Genomic DNA, 19,831 nt, shown 5'->3' on the forward strand with positions numbered 1-19,831 from the left:
ATTTATTCACCTCTACACTGTGCTTATGGCATCGTGGTGTCTTGTCACAGCAAAAGGAGTGATATCAAGTTCTCCGCTTCCCTTCCCTTCGACAAGATCCGCGATGAGCACCCCTGTAAGCGGGCTTAATAAAATGCCATTCCGATAATGTCCAGAAGCAAGCCAAACATTTTGATAATGAGGGTGCTTTCCTATATAAGGCAAGCCATCTTTTGTTTGCGGTCTGATACCTGCCCATGATTTCTCCAGCTCGGCTCCGCCAATGCTTGGAACGAGCTCTTGGGCTTTTTCAAGCAAGTGAGTGACTCCTTGTACGGTTACTTTTTGATCAAAGGTATGCGGAGTGGAAGTCGCTCCAATTAATATTCTGCCGCCCCTCTTCGGAACAAGATAGCAGCCATTTTTAGCAAATAACGTTGCTTGAATAAGCGGCTTTTCTGTTTTAACAAGCAGACATTCTCCCTTAACAGGATAAATGGAAAGCGAAAGACCCGTCTTTTCGAGAAATAACGCAGACCAAGCCCCGCCAGCCACAACCACAGCGTCTGCTGCAATCACTCCTTGATTGGTGCGGAGTTCATATAAACCTCCCTGCTCTTTTATATCGATGACTTCCGTAAACTCATGCCACTGCGCTCCATATGCCATGGAAGCTTTAGCAAAAGCAAGCGAGAGATGCGGGGCGCTTACTTGTCCGTCTTCAGCGATGTACATAACTCCCTTAAGCGTTGGGTTCACATTCGGTTCAAGACTTGCCAGCTCCGAAGCGGACAGCCATTGAACAGGCTGTCCCATCTTCCTCCAAAACTCATAGTGTTCTTGAAGCGATTTTTGCTCTCCCTCTGTCACGGCTACTTTTAGCATGCCTTTTTGCACATAGCCAATATCGATGCCGGTCAGCTGCTTTAGCTCCTCTGCAACTTGTCCAAACATAGCACGGCTTTTCAAAGCCAATGAAATCAGCGGGCTATCGCTTGCAAATTCCGACTGCGCTCCAAGCATCCCTGCAGCCGCACTGGATGCTTGACTCGCGATTCGCTCCTTTTCCAGTACGACTGTGCGTACATTTCGTTTCGCTAACTGAAACGCGATCGAACCACCAATGACTCCGCCGCCAATAATCGCAACATCATAATGATTATGAGCCATCCTTACCCCTCTCCTTTATTTACATGCCGATCCTTTCGTATCAGGATCACATGCTTGCATAGCATAACGTCTTACCTGAGCCAACGGATCCTTCGCTAAAAACACACCGGACATCACGGCTACTCCGGCAGCACCTGCGCACCATACTTGTGAAACATGATCAGGTTGAATCCCGCCAATAGCGATGACAGGAATGCGAATGGTTGCAGCGATTTCCTGCAGCTCGCTGACTCCTCTTGCCGGTATCCCCGCTTTACATTCTGTCGGAAAAACATGTCCATATATACAATAATCGGCTCCATCCTGCTCCGCTTCGATCCCTTCTTCTAATGAATGAATGGAGCACCCAACAAGAAGCGACGGAAAATGAGCTTTGACCGCTTTTACTGATAAGCTATGATACGCCAGCTGTACTCCTTTTACCCCGCAGGCAACGGCTACATCGACCCGGTCATTTACAATGATCTTTTTGGCTGGCACACCGGCATAAAGTAGAGCCTCAATCCATTTCACCAGCTCTTTTGCTGTTTTGTTTTTTTCTCGTATATGAATCGCATCCACATGCGAATGAATGAGCGAAGAAATGGCAGCAAACTCTTCAAGCGACTGAGTTCCCGTTGAGATGACATGAAGCGCTTTCTTCATCAAAATCCCTCACTAACGCACATCTGTTACTGGAATATACGGCAAAACGATTCCTGTATAGCAAGCAAGGGCCGTTATGCCAATGATGATCAGCAAAAAGATAACATCATATTTGCTAAAGCCAATTTGATAATAAAACGTTCGATTGGTCTGATTAGAAAACCTCTTCGCCTCCATTGCCACCGCAATGCGCTGTGCTCGGCGAATGCTTTGCGATAAAAGCGGAATCGCGTATCGCTTTAGCTTGGTGTTGAGCCCGCGCTCCGCATCCGCTCCACGTACTTTTAAAGCATTACGCACGGTCTGAAATTCCTCCAACATAATCGGCAGCAAGCGAATTCCTGCCAAAAAGCTGTACGCATATTTGGGCTTCAGCTTTAACTGCTGCATCAGCGAATAAAACAAGTAAACAGGACGCGTGGTTAAGGAAAAAAGCAAGCCTAAAAGCGCAAACGATAAAGCGCGAAAACCAAGATGCATTCCCCTTAAAAAGCTTTCTTTCGTAACATGCACAAGTCCCCATTGAAACCAAGTCGTTGTTCCCTCCCCAAACATCGTCATGGAAGAGGCGGTCGAAACAAAAATCACGAAAAAAGGGACAAAGAAAAGCAACAAGTATTTAAGCGGATAACCAGTATAAAGAAAAAACAACAACAAAAAGCCAAACGAAAAATTCATTAATACATTTGGGTTATGCACGAATAACACAGCCACAAATAATGCCAGCATCACGAGCAATTTTAAGCTCGGATTCGTTCGGTGAAGCCATGTTTCACGATAGCTTATATTCCATCTCATGGCTCGCATCCTCCTTGCCTAATTCTTCATCAGCTGTCGTTTTCCTGATGATCGGTTCATCATGAACGAGCTTTCCTTCAGCAATGGTCCATCTTCTTGTGGCAAAATGCTGCACAATTTGTTCATCATGAGTGACCATCATAATCGTTGCTCCTTGCTCCCGGTATGATTCAAGCAATTCTAATAGTGCGAACGTATTTTTGGCATCTTGTCCAAAAGTCGGCTCGTCCAATAAAAACACTTTTTGGCCGCCAATGATGGAGGCCGCAACACTCAAGCGACGCTTCTGCCCCATAGACAGCTGATAGGGGTGCTGATCTCGTTGTTTTTCCAAGTGAAAGGTCGCCAACAGCTGTTCAACCTTTCTAGAAATTTCTTCTTCCGTGCGCTTTTCTAAGCGAAGAGAATAAGCCATCTCTTCCCAGACGGAATGAGTCACAAACTGAAACTCTGGGTTTTGGAAAACAAAAGCCATATGGCGAGCGATTTGTTTCGTTTTTTGCAGCTGTTTGCCATAGAGTTCATATGTGCCCTCGGTTGGAATCAACTTCATGAGCGCATGCAGCAGCGTGCTTTTGCCCGCTCCGTTTTTCCCCGTTATCGCAATCCACTCTCCTTCGCAGACACTTGCTTGGTCGATGTGAATTTTGGCTTCTTTTTTGCGATATCCTTTCATTTCTTTTAGATAAATGATTTCATGATCTGATGCAGAAGCTGGCTGTTCATTTCTCCTCTTTTTTCTATAATCCTCCCAAACTCCCGGATACCAAATTCCTTGTGAAGCAATCACAGATTTATAGGTTTGAAAGATCGAAGCCGCATCGCCGTCCGCGATCATGTCTCCGCTTTCATTAAATAAAATGATGCGGTCCACGAAATCCAGCACATGTTCAATTTTATGTTCGACGACAATCACCGTTTTATCATGAGCAATTTGTTTTACCGTCTTCCAAATTTCTGCGGTTCCCTCTTCATCAATCATCGCTGTCGGCTCATCAAGAAACAGTACATCAGGCTCAAGCGCAAGAACCGAAGCAAGCGCCAGACGTTGCTTCATTCCTCCCGATAGCTCATGAATATTTGTATGTGGCTGGATTGATAATCCAACCATTTGCAGCAATTCACAAATGCGATCATCCATTTGTTCACGGGGCACCCTGATATTTTCTAACGCAAAAGCAATTTCTTCATCCGCAAACGGCATACAAAATTGCGAATCAGGATCTTGAAACACATATCCCCAGTTATCAGGCACCTGAATATGTTTCGCCTTCATAGGAATGTCCACTGAATGCGGAATTAATCCGCAAAGCACTTGCAACAGCGTCGATTTGCCGCATCCAGATGGACCTAACAGCAATACTTTCTCCCCTCTTGAAAAAGAAACTGACAAGTCTTTAAACAGCAAGCCTTCTTTTCCGGGGAATTTGAGCCTCAGCTGGTCAACAAAAGCTACGAGTTCCATTTTCTTCACCCTTTAACGGTCTAGCTGATCATAATCTTCTTTTGATGCGGAACGAACCATTTGTGTCACTCCAGTGGCTTCAAGTGCTTTCACTAAAGAGGAAGCAAACACGCCGGAAATTAAAATCGCGCCAACAAACCGCGCAACAAAGAACAATGTTAAATTCCATGGAGCCAGCGCTTCAATGTATCCTTTATAATAGTCCATAATTAACGAACCAATGGTTGAGCCAATCGCCGCAAGCGACACAACAAACACATCAAATCGCTTATAGCGGAACGCAGCGAAAGCAAGCTCTGCAAACAATCCTTGTACGACACCGTAAATTAATACTTCAAGTCCCCACTCAGAGCCGGTCACAAATTCGCTTGATGAAGCAGCAATTTCCGCCAAAAGGGCAATACCAGGCTTGCGAATAATTAAAAAGGCAACAGTAGCGGCAATGAACCACATTCCATAAATGAGTTGATCAAGATGGAAGCCAAACGGCTTAACAAAATAGTAGAATGGTCCCCATAGCTTATACACAATTCCAAATACAATGGAAATGACAATTGTAATTAAAATATCAGCTAATTTCAATCCCTTGGTTGTCTGCATCCTTTACTTTCTCCTTTCTTTGAATTGGCCATGTTTCTAAACGGTACGCCATTTCCCAAAATGAATATTCGTATTGGCTGCTAATGATAAAATGCTGTTCCATTCGCTTGCGATCCGCTTCCGACACGTTTTCTGCTACCGTATCTAATCGCTGAATTTGTTCTTCCACTAACTGACGGAACCATTCCGATCCATAAGCGGCAATCCATTCTTGATAAATCGGCTCCTGCGGCGTACAATGCTTTAATCTCTCACCAATTTCGTAATAAAGCCAATAGCATGGTAAAATAGCAGCAATCACATCGCCTAAATGACCTTCATACGCTGCCCTGTACAAATGAGAAGTATAGGCGTAAGCCGTCGGTGCCGGAACGAACGAAGCTTTTTCCTCCTCCGTGATTCCAAGCTGCTTTGCAAACTTCTCATGCAAAGATAGTTCCGCTTGCTGAGTATTTTGCGCATGATGCGCCATCCGCGCTGTTGTTGCCAAATCAAACGCTCGTGCAGCTCCAAGCGCTTGTACTCTAGCAAAATGGCTTAAATAATAGGAATCTTGCAAAACATAATAACGAAAGCACGCCAGATCAAGCGCTCCCTCACCAAGCTCCTTGACGAATGGATGATGAAAGCTTGCCTCCCAAATAGCGTCTACCTTTTGACGCAATAACTGTGAAAATGACATGTCAATCCCTCCTTCATTTGGAAACATATCCATGCTTGAATCAATAAAAAACCACTTTCTTTCGCGAGCGCAAAGAAAGTGGTTTACAAACATTGATAAAGCCAGTACGCCACTTCCACTTCCCTACGCTGGCATAATCCAGATCAGGTTCTAAGGGTCTCAAAGGCACACTTTGATCTCAGCCTATCTAAAGGCCCCCCTAGTGGATGATTAGAAGCATGGATATAAAGTTATTTAAATTTATCATATCACTGTTCGTATGATTGTCAAGCCTCCCCTCCTATCATTGCTTCCTGATCGGCAATTCTGTATGATAGAGAAGGCAAATAACTTAATTTAATGGAGTGAAGAATGTGGCAAACGTTTTTTTGAAGCGAAAGCGCAAAAAGCGGCTGGAGCAAGGCCATCCTTGGATTTTTCAAAGTGAAGTAGACTACATTGAAGGTGATTTTGAACCAGGCGATTTTGTGAACGTCTATAACCATCAGCATTACTTTCTCGCAAAGGGGTATATTAATCCTCGCTCACAAATGATTGTGCGCGTCTTAACTCACCATGCAGACGAAGAATTGAACGAAACATTTTTCATGGAAAGGATTCGTCAAGCATGGGCATATCGGGAACGAATGATTCCAGGTGTCCGTTCTTGTCGCGCCATTTATGGTGAAGCCGATTTTTTGCCGGGGCTTATTGTCGATAAATACGAAGATGTACTTGTTGTGCAAATTCTTTCCCTTGGAATGGAAAAGCGAAAAGACTGGATTTTAAAAGGCTTGCTTGAAGTATTTCAACCAAAAGCGATTTATTTGCGCAATGATGTATATGTCCGCGAGCTGGAAGGGCTTGAGCAAGAAAAAGGATTTTGGTACGGCACATGCGATACAGAAGTGATCATTGAAGAAAACGGGGTAAAATACATCGTTGATATTGAAAACGGGCAAAAAACAGGGTTTTTCTTTGACCAACGGCAAAACCGCGCCGCCATTCGCCCGCTCATCGACACGGATACAACCGTTTTGGATTGTTTCACCCATACAGGCTCGTTTATGCTCAATGCTTGTTTATACGGAGCAAAGCATGTCACCGCTGTCGATATTTCCGATCACGCGATTGAGACAGCGAAACGAAACGCAGCACTAAACGGTTTTATGAACGTTGATTTCGTTGTCGCCAATGCGTTCGATTATTTGCGAGAGGCCGTGCACGAAGGAAAGCAGTGGGATGTCGTGATTGTTGATCCCCCGGCATTCGCCAAATCGGCTCACTCTGTTCCAAAGGCCTTGGGCGGATATAAGGACATTAACTTAAACGGTTTAAAATTAGTAAAGGATGGGGGATTTTTTGTTACAGCCAGCTGCTCCTACCATGTCCATGCTGATATGTTTCAAGCAATGGTGGAAGAAGCTGCGTTTGATGCAAAAAAAATTTTGCGCCAAGTCCATTGGAGCGGAGCCGGCTATGATCATCCGAAGCTGCTTGCTGCCGATGAAGGCGATTATTTAAAATTTGCCATCTACGAAGTGCATTCACGCAAATGACGGACATCAAGCACGATGTCCGTCATTTCACCATCCTTTTTTCTGGCGCAATTGTTGAATATGTGCAGTATGATGCTTCCCATGCCAAGCATACATAGCCACAAATGTATATAAATCGATTTTCGTTTTGGTCCCTTCATGATAGAACGTTTTTTGAAAATCTTCTGTTGCCAACGATTCAAGCAGCTGTGTCCAACGTCCATGAACCCCTTCAAGCAAACGCAAAGAAAGCTCGACTGACACCGAACGGGCATCGACCGTTTCGGCCCAAGCATTTTCATCAAATGGTTTAATGGAAGGAGCCGCTTCGGTAAGCGTCCATTTTGTGCGCAAAAACGCATTCATGCTGGCATCCGCCATATGGTGGACCACTTGCGCTACCGTCCAGCCCCCCTCACGATAAGGTGTGTTCAACTGCTCCTCATTGAATCCACTGACAGCTTCACGCATCGCTGTTGGCAATTGACGAGTATCAGCGATCCATTCCTTTATCTTCTCTTCTTGAAACAAAGCTGGCTTTTCAAATTTTCCAATCGGATAGCGAATATCATTCATTTCTTCATCCCTCCCACTTAACCATTCGCCCTATCACTAAGTAAATCCTTATCTATAGTATAGGTCTTCCCCCTCCCCTTTATTTAGAGATGGGAGACTTCTCCGTAGATCTGTTATTGACCATTGAAAAAATAGCGCTTCTTCTTTCCAATCAGCTATCAATTCCATTTTCTATATCAAACATAAATGCAAGCGATGAACAACCAACCGCTTCCAGAGAATTTCGTTCATCTGAAAGCGGTGCTGTTCGGTTGGACGGACTGAAATCGATGATCACCTGCCCACTTTGAGCAAATGTTGACTCATCAAACGATAGATCATTGCATCGGCTCCAAATGTTAAATTTGATTTATATAAACACGCGCTTCGTACGGCCGCAGCTTAAAACGGGTCGCGTTTTTATGCGGCTTGACCTCATAGTTTTGCAGCGCTAAATGGTCTGAAGATAGTTTGATGGCATCATAACGGTAAAGAACCGATTTAGGGCTCAAATTGACAATCACAACCGCTTGTTCATGCCCAAGTGTCCGCGTATAAGCGTAAATCGCTTGATCATTTTCTAAAATCAGATCATACGTGCCGTAAACCAATACTTCATGTTCCTTGCGCAGACGAATCATTTTTTTATAAAAGTGAAAAACCGAATGAGGATCGTTTTGCTGCCTTTTTACATTGATCGTTTTATAGTTTTCATTGACTCCTAACCATGGCGTTCCTGTAGTAAAGCCGGCATGAAGCTCGTCAGACCATTGCATCGGCGTGCGGGAATTATCGCGTCCTTTTTGCCAAATCGACGGCATGATTTCTTCATGTGAACGTCCCTTTTCCCGCTCGATCCGATAAAGGTTTTTAATCGCAATATCACGATATTCATCAATCGATTGAAAACGGACATTGGTCATCCCGATTTCTTGTCCTTGATAAATGAACGGAGTTCCTTGCATGAAAAAGTAGAGCGCCCCCAGCGCCTTGGCACTTTCGTTAAGATATTCCTTATCGTTTCCCCATGTTGAAACAGAGCGAGGCTGATCGTGATTTTCAAGGAACAAAGCATTCCAGCCGCCATTTTCAAGCCCTTTTTGCCATTTCGTCAACACACGCTTCAATTGGCGGACATCCACTTGATGATTGATGGTTTTCTCCCATAATCCCAGATGTTCAAATTGAAAGATCATATTAAAAATGCCTTCTTTTTCTCCTACCCATTCCCCCGCCTGCTCCACCTTTACGCCATTCGCTTCTCCGACAGTCATAATATCGTATTGCGCAAACGTTTGCATTTTCAACTCTTTTAAATATTCCATAATGCCTTCTTGATTCATATGGCCCGCAAAGGAAGGAACGTAATCCAACCCCTTGGGATTCGGCAAGTCTGGCAGCCCAGGCTTTTTCTTAATATGAGAAATCGCATCAACACGAAAACCGTCAATCCCTTTATTCAGCCACCACTTAATCATTTCATACAACGCGCGGCGCACCTCATCATTTTCCCAATTTAAATCAGGCTGCTTCGCCGCGAAAACATGCAAGTAATACTGTTTTGTCAACGGATCATATTCCCAAGCCGATCCGCCAAAAATACTTTCCCAGTTATTCGGCTCTTTTCCATTTTTACCATCGCGCCAAATATACCAATCGCGTTTCGGGCTATCTTTTGCAGAACGTGACTCTACAAACCACGGATGTTCATCGCTTGTGTGATTAATCACCAAATCTAAAATGACTTTCATGCCGCGGTTATGCGCTTGCTGCAACAGTTCGTCAAAATCGTTCATATCTCCAAACTCTTCAGCAATGGCATAATAATCACTTATATCATATCCATTGTCGGCATTTGGCGATGGATAAATCGGACAAATCCATATGATATCGATTCCAAGATCGTGCAAATAATCAAGCTTTGAAAGAATGCCGCGAAGATCCCCGATTCCATCTCCATTGGAATCCATAAAGCTTCGCGGATAAATTTGATACACAACCCCTTCTTTCCACCATGCTTTATTCAAAGTAGTACCTCCTCTATTCATCGACATGCAATATCCTAATTATTAAGTTACATGATCCGCTATCGAGATACAATACACTTTGAGAAAAAAGTAAAAACGCTCCTGAATGATCCCCAATCATAAGCATACTCAAGACGGACAATAGCCTTTTTCGTAGCGCCATCGGATACCAGGATTTTTCACAGGAAGTAACAGCCATCATCAAACAAAGGAATACTTGCCGATGATAAACCGAAAAGCAAATAATCCCACCATTCATAACTTAAAGCCTGTAAAAAACATGGGCGGAGACAAGTCGGTGAACTTGCCTCCGCCGCACCAAAACGCAACCAAGCGGCGAACAACTAGCTGCTTTCAGATTAATTTAGGATGTTTGAAAGCCGTGTTGTTCAATCTCTCGACTGCTCCCTTTTCAATGATTCATTCCGTCCACTGAAACGTTCTGGCTTCTCGCTTCTGTCCATTTTTTCCATTTGAAGCTATCCATATCAAGCAAATCAAACATCGTCCCTTCTCATTCTATCCTCTTTGCCGCTCATATAACTTTAAATGATGATACACAGCTTTAAGCAACGGGGTAGTGATTTGATGCTGCTTCGCTAGTTGAAGCAAATATCCTTGCAAATGATCGACTTCGACCATTTGCCCTTTTTCCATATCGCGCTGCATGGAAGATTTCATTTGCGGCGGCATGCTATTCATTTGCGCCCATTGTTTTTCCTCAATGCCGTCTTCAATTGGGGCCCCGTGCGCTCTCATAATGGCTCCGATTTCTTTCAATAAAGCTAAAAGAATTTCTTGCCCGTATTCTCCTGAGCACACCAGACCCATCGGAACACGGAATAATGTCGTCACACCAGACATCGCTGCAATAAATAAATATTTGTGCCACATATCAGTGACAATTTGTTCACTCAAATCAAATCGTGCATTGCATGATGAAAACAGATCATCAAGTCTTTTCACCCTTTCGGTAATCTCACCTGACCATTCACCGAACTTGACAGTGTGAGTAGGACTTGATTGAATAATCGTTCCATCTTCTGCAAGGGTTGTTTCAATAAAACAAAGTCCTCCCAATACGTTTTCTTTTCCAAACTCCTGCCAAAGCAAGTCCATGTGCGCAATACCATTTAATAGCGGTAAAATAAGCGTTCCTTCTCCTACATATGGCTTGACATCGCGAATGGCTTCAGGCAAATGATACGCTTTGTTAGAAAAAATGACAACATCAAACGGTACTGCTTCCTCTGCGGCAACAAGCAGCTTGGAAGTTAGCTGTGCGTCACCATGGACACTACGAATGACAAGCCCTCGTTTTTCTAATTGCTGTTTTCTTTTTTCGCGAACAAGAAACGTGACATCTACTCCTTTTTCCAGCAGACGACCGCCAAAATAACCGCCGACTGCTCCAGCCCCCACTACTAATATACGCATCTTTGATTCCTCCTTAGCAGATTGGATGAAACGTCCCTAAACCGACAATCCTTCACCGATAAAACAAAATAAAGGCTCCATAAAAAAATCCTATCATGTTCTCTGGCATTTCTAAACAGCAAAGAAAGAGAAAAGGGAGATCAGAATCCCCCTTTTTTCAGCAACACCGAGATACTTTTCCACCTTTGGCGTTATATCTTGCATCTTGTGCCTCGCAAAAAAACTCCTTTCGCGACTTAATCGGTTCTCCCGGGTGATGCGTTTTCATATGTTCAACATAACGTTCATAATTCGGCACCCCAACAAGCAAATCGAAAAATTGCCGCCGATATTTGATCATATTTGCTAGAAGCTTACGCATAATGCTTAACCCCATTTCCATCATCCCGTGGAATATAAGGAGCTTCTTTAAGAGGTGTTGCTTTATTATTCAATACTTTAATCCAAATGTTAATCGACGAAATGAGCACAGCTAAAACGACGAGCATAAAAATGCCGCATAACGCTGCATCTACATAATCATTCATAATAATTTGCCGCATTTGCGCTTCTGTCGTCGCTGGTGCTAAAATATTGCCTTCTTTTAGCGCATTTCTGAATACTTTCGCATGTGATAAAAATCCAATTTTAGCATCCGGATGGAACAATTTTTGAAATCCAGCTGTCATCGTTACAACTAATAGCCACACTGTTGGCACTAACGTTACCCATGCGTATGCCTTTTTCCCCATCTTAAATAAAAGAGTCGTTCCTAATAAAAGGGCGATACCAGCAAGCATTTGGTTGGCAATACCAAACAGCGGCCATAATGTATTGATTCCGCCAAGCGGATCAATGACTCCTTGATAGAGGAAATATCCCCATCCGAGTACACATAAAGCCGTTGCAATAATATTGGCCGGCAATGAATCGGTTTTAGCAAATGGTTTATAAAAATGTCCGATAATATCTTGAATCATGAAGCGGCCAACACGCGTTCCCGCATCAATCGTCGTTAAAATAAATAGCGCTTCAAATAAAATCGCAAAATGGTACCAAAAAGCCATAAATGCTTTTCCACCAATCACTTTTGAAAGGATCACTGCCATCCCAATAGCCAAAGTCGGTGCACCGCCTGTACGCGATAAAATCGTTTGCTCCCCTATATCTTTGGCCAACTCTGTCAATGCGTCTGGGGTAACGACAAATCCCCAAGATGAAACCGTTTGGGCAGCCTGGACTACATCTGTGCCAATAGCAGCTGCTGGACTATTAATCGCAAAATAAACCCCTGGTGTTAGCACGCATGCCGCGACAAGAGCCATTACCGCTACAAACGACTCCATAAGCATCGCCCCATATCCGATTGGGCGGGCATGGCTTTCGAGTTCGATCATTTTTGGCGTCGTTCCGGAAGAAACAAGAGCATGGAATCCAGAAACAGCTCCGCACGCAATGGTGATAAATAAAAACGGGAATAAATTTCCTGAAAATACAGGTCCTGTTCCATCGACGAATTTGGTCACAGCAGGCATTTGCAAATCAGGTGCAACAACAAGAATACCAAGCGCTAGACCAACGATCGTTCCGATTTTAAGAAAAGTGCTTAAATAATCGCGCGGCGCTAGCAATAGCCATACAGGCAACGCTGAAGCCACAAATCCATAAGCAATCATTAAAAGAGCAATTGTCTCCCCTTTAAATGTAAACATATTGGCTAATGTCGGATGTTCAGCCACATGCTGTCCCGCAATAAGGGAAACAATCAGCAGAACAAAACCGATCAATGAAGCTTCCCCTACGCGGCCTGGCCGCAGATAGCGCATGTAAATTCCCATAAAAATCGCAATCGGAATCGTTGCCGCAATGGTAAACGTTCCCCACGGGCTTCCTACAAGCGCTTTCACAACCACCAACGCTAACACGGCTAATAAAATAATCATGATACCTAAAATCCCAAGCATCGCAACAAGCCCTGTGAAGGAGCCCATTTCTTCTTTAATCATTTCACCAAGTGACTTTCCGTTGCGGCGCATTGAAGCAAACAAAATGACAAAATCCTGTACCGCACCTGCTAGTACCACACCGACTACAATCCAAAGCGTGCCCGGCAAATATCCCATCTGTGATGCCAAAATGGGGCCAACAAGCGGGCCAGCTCCTGCAATAGCAGCAAAATGATGTCCGAATAACACCCATTTATTCGTCGGCACATAGTCTTTTCCATCATTCATCACTTCAGCTGGTGTTTTGCGATTATCATCCAGCTCAAATACTTTTCGCGCAATAAATTTGCTATAAAAACGATAAGCCACTGCATATACACACACCGCTGCCACAATGAGCCAAATCGCATTAATCGTTTCACCGCGGTGCAGAGCCAATACCGCAAAGCCAATGGCTCCAATGATCGAAATCAATCCCCAAATCACGATTGATTTAACCGCTTTCAAAATCCTCTCCCCCTTTGCACTAAAAAATTATCCTCTACTCACAGTGATTATACTAACTATTCTGAAAAGTTACCCAAATATTTTCTTAACATGAACAAAACTAGACATAACATGTCAAATTACACACCTAACATGCACCATTTTCAAATTCCCGATCTCAATAGGAACAAAATGTATATTTTCAATAAAATGTAATTATATAAACTGTAAAAAGCGGAAATGATAAAAATAAGGCAGGGCTCTTTTTCTATATACGAGGCGATATAGGATATAGTCGATGATCAACAAATAAAATCCATTAGTAAAGGGTTAAGAAAACGTGAAAGCAATTGAACGGTTGTTATGGAGTATTGCTTTACCAGGATTCGGACAGCTTTTGAATCAAAAGTATTTCAAAGGAACCATCTTTATTTTATTAGAATTTATTGTAAACTCTCAATCCCGATTTAATGAAGCCATTCGCCTGAGCTTTTTGGGAAAAACAATCGAAGCAACCCAAGTCATTGATTTTCAATGGCTTATGTTTTATCCATGTTTGTATTTTTTTGCAATGTGGGATGCTTATAAAGATGCTGACGGTGGTCGCTCTCCTTACGCTTTTCTTCCATTCGTTTTTTCAGCTTATTTTGTCACAGTTGGACTGATGTACTCTTCCCGCGTTACCATCTTCGGCATTTTTTTTGGACCAATTTGGCTGCCAATGCTCTCAGTTATTCCTGGTGTGCTCACCGGTTTACTGATTCGCTCGCTGCTTATTAAATTTCTCCCACTTCAAAAATAAACGCGCCGATCGAGCGCGTTTTTTATTTTTCCACTTCAGAAATATTATAGTTGAATTTTCCATTGATTTATTATATGATGATACCAGCGCAACTAACAAACACAATATATTGTATCGGAGAACAAAAACAAAAACTATATATAGTAGAACAAACCACAAGTAAAGGTGTCCCTTAGGACTTAATAGGGAATCTGGTGTAAATCCAGAACTGCCCCCGCAACTGTATGTGCGGACGAAATGGAAGCTCCACTGTATACGAAAGCTTATACGGCGCGTATACGGGAAGGATCCAAAGTAGGAAGAAGCACAAGTCAGGAGACCTGCCTTGCTTGTTTCGTTTCACATTCTTCGGGGAGGGAGAAGATGAAGCGATGGTTTAAGAAGGGAAGTTTTATTCCTTTTTATACTATCGTTTCATCCACTCAATCCGGAGTGGATTTTTTTATTGGAAAGAGGAGGAGCCGATAATGACGTTTACTTTTCAAACCGTTTCTCAAGAAGAATTGATTGCCTGGATTCATGATCTTACAAATGAATTTCCTCATCTAGACACATCCGAATATATCAAGCGTGTGCTTCGCATGATTCAAAACAAAGACACTGCGTCCTTCGAACAAATGGCAAATGATTGCATTCTTGAGGGACTTTCATATATTAGCGAAGCAGAACCAGACTGGACCTTTGTTTGCGCCCGCATTTATTTACAGAAGCTTTATCACGAAGCAGCTCAAAATCGCGGTTATCATCCAAAAGAACGCTACGGTGATTTTTACGAGCTGGTCGCTTCTCTCGTTTCCAAGGGAGTTTACAACCATTCTTTGCTTGATGATTATGAAAAAGAAGAAATTAAAAAGATTGGAGCGATCATCAATCCAGAAAAAGACAAGCTATTTACCTATATCGGTCTCCGCACGCTTGCAGATCGCTATCTTGCCCGTGATTATGAAAGAAATTTATATGAACTGCCGCAAGAGCGCTTTCTCATCATCGCGATGACATTGATGGCCAAAGAGCCAAAAACGCAGCGACTTGCCTTTATCCGAGAAGCATACTGGGCATTAAGCAATTTATATATGACGGTTGCCACTCCGACTTTAGCCAATGCAGGAAAAAACTATGGTCAGCTATCAAGCTGCTTTATCGATACGATTGATGACAGCTTGCAAGGTATTTACGACAGCAATACCGATATTGCTAACCTTTCCAAGGCAGGAGGCGGCATTGGCGTCTATCTCGGAAAGATTCGCAGCCGCGGCAGCGATATTAAAGGATTTAAAGGGATTTCATCCGGCGTGATTCCATGGATGAAGCAATTGAATAACACCGCTGTCAGCGTCGATCAGCTTGGCCAAAGAAAAGGAGCCATCTCTGTCTACTTAGACGTGTGGCATAAAGATATTTTTGCTTTTTTAGATGCCAAATTAAACAATGGCGATGAACGGATGAGAACACACGATTTATTCACAGGCGTTTGCATCCCTGATTTATTTATGGAGCAAGTAGAAAAACGCGGAGATTGGTATTTATTTGATCCACACGAAATACGACAAATCATGGGATTCAGTCTAGAAGACTTTTATGATGAAGAAAACGGGGACGGCAGTTTTCGTCAAAAATATTGGGAATGCGTTCAAGAAAAGCGCCTTTCAAAAGAGAAAGTTCCAGCTATTGAAATTATGAAAAGCATTATGCGCAGCCAGCTAGAATCAGGCACACCATTTATGTTTTATCGCGATGAAGTGAATCGAAAAAATCCGAACCCCCATCTCGGCATGATTTATTGTAGCAACCTTTGCACTGAAATTGCCCAAAATCAAAGCCCGACCGTGATGGAAAAACAATATGTAAAAGATGGAAAAATCATCATTGAAAAAATCCCTGGCGATTTTGTCGTCTGCAACCTATCGTCGATCAATTTAGCTAAAGCCGTTATGGACGATGTGCTTGAACGGCTCGTTCCTATTCAAATGCGCATGCTTGATAACGTGATTGACTTAAACCAAATCCCTGTTTTGCAGGCACAGTTGACGAATCAAAAATATCGGGCTGTCGGACTAGGCACATTTGGATGGCATCATTTGCTCGCTTTAAAAGGCATTCGCTGGGAATCAGAAGAGGCCGTTCACTATGCGGACGAGCTTTATGAAAAAATTGCTTATCTCACTATTCAAGCAAGCATGGAGCTTGCTCAAGAAAAAGGCAGTTACCCAGCGTTTTCTGGATCTGATTGGCAGACAGGGGCCTATTTCGATAAACGTGGCTACAACACTTCCAAATGGATTCATCTGAAAGAAAACGTAGCTAAACATGGAATGCGCAACGGCTATGTGATGGCGATTGCTCCCAATGCTTCGACATCGATTATTGCCGGCAGTACCGCCAGCATTGATCCGATCTTTTTGAAGATGTATGCCGAAGAAAAAAAAGATTATAAGATTCCAGTTACAGCGCCAGACTTAAACGAAAAAACAACTTGGTACTATAAATCAGCCTATCATATTGACCAGCATTGGAGCATTCAACAAAACGCGATGCGGCAGCGCCATATTGACCAATCGATCTCATTCAATTTTTACGTAATGAACACCATTAAAGCAAAGGATTTATTAGCCCTTCATCTTGCCGCTTGGAAATCCGGTTTAAAAACAACCTATTATGTTCGTTCAACATCAAGCAACATTGAAGAATGTGAATCATGCGCAAGTTAATATAAGGAGGAGTTATGATGACATCTGCTTTAACGAAACGAATCATTATGGACCCTGAAGCGCCCAACCGTTCCACGCGAATCATCAACGGACGATGCTCGAATGTGCTCAATTGGGACGATATTGCCTATCCGTGGGCATATGCTAAATATAAACGAATGCTCGCCAATTTTTGGACACCGTTTGAAATTAATATGTCCCAAGATGTCAAGCAATTTCCATTATTAACCGCACGTGAACAGGATGCTTTTTTAAAAATTATCGGCCTGCTAGCCTTGCTTGACAGCATTCAAACAGATTATGCAGGAAAGGTTGCTGATTACATTACCGACTCAAGCATCAACGCGCTGATGATCATGCTGGCTCAACAGGAGGTCATTCATAACCATTCTTATTCTTACGTGCTTTCTAGCCTCGTTCCAAAACAAAAGCAAGATGAGGTATTTGAATTTTGGCGAAATGAGCCTATATTGCGGAAAAGAAACGATTTTGTCACAAACGGATATAAAGAATTTGCCGAGCAGCCAAATGTAGAAAATTTATTAAAATCCATTGTCTATGATGTCATTTTAGAAGGCTTATTCTTCTATTCCGGCTTTGCTTTCTTTTATAACTTGGCACGCAATCAAAAAATGGTGGCCACAAGCACTATGATTAATTATATTAATCGCGATGAACATATCCATGTCGACTTATTCGCAAAAATATTCCAAGAGGTTCTGCGCGAATATCCAGAATATCGGACAGATGACTTAGCGGCATTTGTTCAGCAAACCTTTATTCAAGCGGCCGAATTAGAAATCGAATGGGCGAGCTTCATGATCGGCCATGATATCGAAGGCATTCATCTTGAGGATTTACATGATTACATTAAATTTTATGCGAATGTCCGCTGCCACCAGCTTGGTTTCGAGCGTCCATTTGAAGGCTATCGGACAAATCCGCTCCGCTGGATTAAAGCCTATGAAGAAGTAGATCTCGGAAAATCTGACTTTTTTGAACAAAAATCGCGACAATATACAAAAGTGAATGTCGATAATGGCTTCGATGAGCTCTAACAAAGCATCCGCCAATCATTCATGGCCGATGAGCCAGCAAACAAAATCCATTAAACATCCTGTCATTTCTATTTCTGCATCAGAAGGACTGAAACGCTTGGCAGACAAGAAACACAGCCGAGCGCAAACACAAATCAAACCAAGGCGTTCACGAATAGACAAAAAAGCCTCCCTGCCGGATCAAAGCGTTTCGGCAACAGTCTAAAGCCGCCAATCAATGATTGGCGGCTTTAGCTTCCCCTTTATTATTTTCTTTTCCCTTTTTGATCATGCCAGCGCAAACGACTCCAGCAACGACAAGCAGCTCAAAACCATATTTAATCACAGGATTAGCAAAGTATCCTTTTAAAAACGGCTCAGCAACAATCATCTTTGAAGCGGTCCACGCAAGAATGGCACCACCGATTGTAATAATGATTGGAAAACGCTCCACCCATTTCAAAATAAGGGTACTGCCCCACACAACGACTGGAATCGAAATGAGCAATCCCAAAACGACTAATAAAAAGCTACCATGCGCGGCTCCTGCTACTGCTAATACGTTGTCTAAGCCCATTAACGCATCAGCGATAATAATGGTTCGAATCGCCTCCCACATGCTTTTCCCTGCCTGCACTTCATGCCCTTTTTCTTCCACTAATAGCTTATAGGCAATCCAGATGAGTAAAACTCCACCGACTAGCAGCAAACCTGGGATTTTTAATAACCATACAACTGCCAGGGTTGCCACGGCGCGAATAACAATCGCTCCAACCGTCCCCCATAGAATCGTTTGCTTTTGTTGCTGTTTTGGCAAATTGCGTGCCGCCAGCCCGATTACAATCGCATTATCTCCAGCTAATACTAAGTCGATAATGATAATAGATAAAAGAGCGGACCAAAACTCCATTGAAAATAACTCCATTTAGCATTTCCTCCTTCATTACACTCCGTATTTACGCTTTAAGTGATGTGGCGATGCTTTTATCATTTTCTGCAAAATCCACATAAAAATTGCCACATCATCAAAAATACCAAAAATACCCAACCAATCAGGGAGCAGATCAAACGGAAAAACAAAGTAGGCAAATATGATCAGCACATATGTCATCTTTTTAGAAAGCGGTATTTCATGAGAACGAAAAAATCCAACTAAAAATGGGATCAAGCGATAAGTGTGAAAAAGCAATCTCGCTTTTTTCCAGGCTTTTCTCATTCTCTTCCTCCTTTCCTCATGTAATGAAAAAAGACCTTTACCGTTATGGTAAAGGCCTTCTATCAAAACAGACCTTTACCATCGTTCGGTAAAGGTCTTGCTAACAACATCACCGTTGCCAACAAAGCCGAGGGTATATGCCACCCTGAACTGACGACTTTGCTGTAAAAGCTACTCCCCTTTTACGCGCATTTTTCCTATATGCTTACACCCTTATAATAGTCGATTAGCTATAGACTGTCAATATGTACTTGGCTCAGTTAGCATTTTTTGGACAAATTGCTTGCCAAACTGTTTGCAACTCTCCCTTTCTTCACTAGTCGGTGCCAATTCAATCTTTAATCCTTCCAGCACAACAGCTGCCCCTAATTCCTGTAATTTTTCCACTAAAATATCAACCGCGGCTCCGTATTTTTCATAGCCGGAATCACACGAGCCAAATACAGCTGCTTTTTTTCCCGATAAATGAATGGAATCCATTTCATCATAAAAATCAAGGAAATCGTCCGGCAGCTCTCCATCTCCCCATGTATATGCTCCCAATAAAATGCCATCATACGCTTCCAGCTCATCTGCGCTCGCATCCAGCACCTCTTTTACCTCCACTTCTATTCCCTCTTCTTGAATTCCTTCTAAGATGGCATTTGCTATTTCCTCTGTATTTCCTGTCATGCTTGTATACACCATGATTACCTTCATCATGACAATCTCCTTTTCTAAAAACGAATGATAATCATTATCAATAATCATTCTATTTGATAAAGATTATCATTGTCAATTGT

At 42.8% G+C, this 19,831-nt stretch carries 19 protein-coding genes and 2 riboswitches; of the genes, 5 read left to right on the plus strand and 14 right to left on the minus strand.

Annotated elements, in window-relative coordinates; translation table 11 throughout:
• Positions 1–12: 12 nt before the first annotated feature.
• The 6 genes from thiO to tenA are packed head-to-tail and all read right to left on the minus strand — an operon-like array spanning position 13 to position 5,339.
• Positions 13–1,149: a glycine oxidase ThiO gene (gene thiO, locus GFC28_RS09400; protein WP_044745613.1), complete on the minus strand. Its 1,137-nt coding sequence runs from the start codon at positions 1,147–1,149 to the stop codon at positions 13–15.
• 15 nt (positions 1,150–1,164) lie between these two features.
• Positions 1,165–1,794 carry a thiazole tautomerase TenI gene (gene tenI / locus GFC28_RS09405; protein WP_044745612.1) on the minus strand — a complete coding sequence of 210 codons (630 nt, stop codon included), beginning with the start codon at positions 1,792–1,794 and terminating at the stop codon, positions 1,165–1,167.
• Positions 1,795–1,806: 12 nt separating this feature from the next.
• Positions 1,807–2,592 carry an energy-coupling factor transporter transmembrane component T family protein gene (locus GFC28_RS09410; RefSeq protein WP_044745611.1) on the minus strand — a complete coding sequence of 262 codons (786 nt, stop codon included), beginning with the start codon at positions 2,590–2,592 and terminating at the stop codon, positions 1,807–1,809.
• Complete coding sequence (locus tag GFC28_RS09415) at positions 2,567–4,057, minus strand: ABC transporter ATP-binding protein (RefSeq protein ID WP_044745610.1); 1,491 nt, start codon at positions 4,055–4,057, stop codon at positions 2,567–2,569. The genes GFC28_RS09410 and GFC28_RS09415 overlap by 26 nt, the downstream gene beginning before the upstream one ends.
• Before the next feature lie 12 nt (positions 4,058–4,069).
• Complete coding sequence (locus tag GFC28_RS09420; RefSeq protein ID WP_044745759.1) at positions 4,070–4,657, minus strand: ECF transporter S component; 588 nt, start codon at positions 4,655–4,657, stop codon at positions 4,070–4,072.
• The gene (gene tenA, locus GFC28_RS09425) at positions 4,626–5,339 is read right to left on the minus strand and encodes a thiaminase II (RefSeq protein WP_044745609.1); all 714 of its coding nucleotides are present in this window, start codon (positions 5,337–5,339) and stop codon (positions 4,626–4,628) included. The genes GFC28_RS09420 and tenA overlap by 32 nt, the downstream gene beginning before the upstream one ends.
• A 103-nt stretch (positions 5,340–5,442) precedes the next feature.
• Positions 5,443–5,550, minus strand: a riboswitch (TPP riboswitch).
• Between the two features lie 142 nt (positions 5,551–5,692).
• Here tenA and GFC28_RS09430 point away from each other — a divergent pair.
• Positions 5,693–6,877: a class I SAM-dependent rRNA methyltransferase gene (locus tag GFC28_RS09430; RefSeq protein WP_044745608.1), complete on the plus strand. Its 1,185-nt coding sequence runs from the start codon at positions 5,693–5,695 to the stop codon at positions 6,875–6,877.
• 27 nt (positions 6,878–6,904) lie between these two features.
• Here the strand turns inward: GFC28_RS09430 and GFC28_RS09435 are convergent, their stop codons facing one another.
• From GFC28_RS09435 to GFC28_RS09455, 5 genes are all read right to left on the minus strand, one after another.
• Positions 6,905–7,432, minus strand: coding sequence for a YfiT family bacillithiol transferase (locus tag GFC28_RS09435; protein WP_044745607.1), 528 nt, complete (start codon positions 7,430–7,432; stop codon positions 6,905–6,907).
• Between the two features lie 338 nt (positions 7,433–7,770).
• A complete protein-coding gene (locus GFC28_RS09440; RefSeq protein WP_044745606.1) occupies positions 7,771–9,438 on the minus strand; it encodes a glycoside hydrolase family 13 protein in 1,668 nt (555 codons plus the stop codon).
• A 519-nt stretch (positions 9,439–9,957) separates the two neighbouring features.
• Positions 9,958–10,875, minus strand: a complete 918-nt coding sequence (locus GFC28_RS09445) for a ketopantoate reductase family protein (RefSeq protein ID WP_044745605.1) — start codon at positions 10,873–10,875, stop codon at positions 9,958–9,960.
• Between the two features lie 157 nt (positions 10,876–11,032).
• Positions 11,033–11,236 (minus strand): YbdD/YjiX family protein, encoded by a 204-nt coding sequence (locus GFC28_RS09450; protein WP_044745604.1) that lies wholly within the window; start codon positions 11,234–11,236, stop codon positions 11,033–11,035.
• Complete coding sequence (locus tag GFC28_RS09455; RefSeq protein ID WP_044745603.1) at positions 11,229–13,307, minus strand: carbon starvation CstA family protein; 2,079 nt, start codon at positions 13,305–13,307, stop codon at positions 11,229–11,231. Before GFC28_RS09455 ends, GFC28_RS09450 begins: the two co-directional genes overlap by 8 nt.
• 319 nt (positions 13,308–13,626) lie before the next feature.
• On the opposite strand from GFC28_RS09455, the gene GFC28_RS09460 reads away from it, so the two are divergent.
• The 4 genes from GFC28_RS09460 (at position 13,627) to GFC28_RS09475 (ending at position 18,059) form a co-directional block, all read left to right on the plus strand.
• The gene (locus GFC28_RS09460; protein ID WP_044745602.1) at positions 13,627–14,088 is read left to right on the plus strand and encodes a hypothetical protein; all 462 of its coding nucleotides are present in this window, start codon (positions 13,627–13,629) and stop codon (positions 14,086–14,088) included.
• A 145-nt stretch (positions 14,089–14,233) separates the two neighbouring features.
• A riboswitch (cobalamin riboswitch) is annotated at positions 14,234–14,430 on the plus strand.
• A 125-nt stretch (positions 14,431–14,555) separates the two neighbouring features.
• On the plus strand, positions 14,556–16,796 hold the full coding sequence (locus GFC28_RS09465; protein WP_044745601.1) for a ribonucleoside-diphosphate reductase subunit alpha: 2,241 nt from the start codon (positions 14,556–14,558) through the stop codon (positions 16,794–16,796).
• Between the two features lie 17 nt (positions 16,797–16,813).
• The gene (locus tag GFC28_RS09470) at positions 16,814–17,854 is read left to right on the plus strand and encodes a ribonucleotide-diphosphate reductase subunit beta (protein WP_044745600.1); all 1,041 of its coding nucleotides are present in this window, start codon (positions 16,814–16,816) and stop codon (positions 17,852–17,854) included.
• Positions 17,835–18,059: a hypothetical protein gene (locus tag GFC28_RS09475; protein ID WP_044745599.1), complete on the plus strand. Its 225-nt coding sequence runs from the start codon at positions 17,835–17,837 to the stop codon at positions 18,057–18,059. Before GFC28_RS09470 ends, GFC28_RS09475 begins: the two co-directional genes overlap by 20 nt.
• 9 nt (positions 18,060–18,068) lie before the next feature.
• On the opposite strand, the gene GFC28_RS09480 is transcribed toward GFC28_RS09475, so the two are convergent.
• The 3 genes from GFC28_RS09480 to GFC28_RS09490 all read right to left on the minus strand — a co-directional run bounded on the left by GFC28_RS09480 (position 18,069) and on the right by GFC28_RS09490 (position 19,751).
• Positions 18,069–18,758: a TerC family protein gene (locus GFC28_RS09480; protein WP_044745598.1), complete on the minus strand. Its 690-nt coding sequence runs from the start codon at positions 18,756–18,758 to the stop codon at positions 18,069–18,071.
• A gap of 18 nt (positions 18,759–18,776) precedes the next feature.
• On the minus strand, positions 18,777–19,049 hold the full coding sequence (locus tag GFC28_RS09485) for a YkvA family protein (RefSeq protein ID WP_044745597.1): 273 nt from the start codon (positions 19,047–19,049) through the stop codon (positions 18,777–18,779).
• A gap of 240 nt (positions 19,050–19,289) precedes the next feature.
• Positions 19,290–19,751: a flavodoxin gene (locus tag GFC28_RS09490; RefSeq protein WP_044745596.1), complete on the minus strand. Its 462-nt coding sequence runs from the start codon at positions 19,749–19,751 to the stop codon at positions 19,290–19,292.
• Positions 19,752–19,831 lie beyond the last annotated feature (80 nt).

Origin of the sequence: Anoxybacillus sp. B2M1, from assembly GCF_001634265.1 — a bacterium.
Lineage (GTDB): Bacteria > Bacillota > Bacilli > Bacillales > Anoxybacillaceae > Anoxybacteroides > Anoxybacteroides rupiense.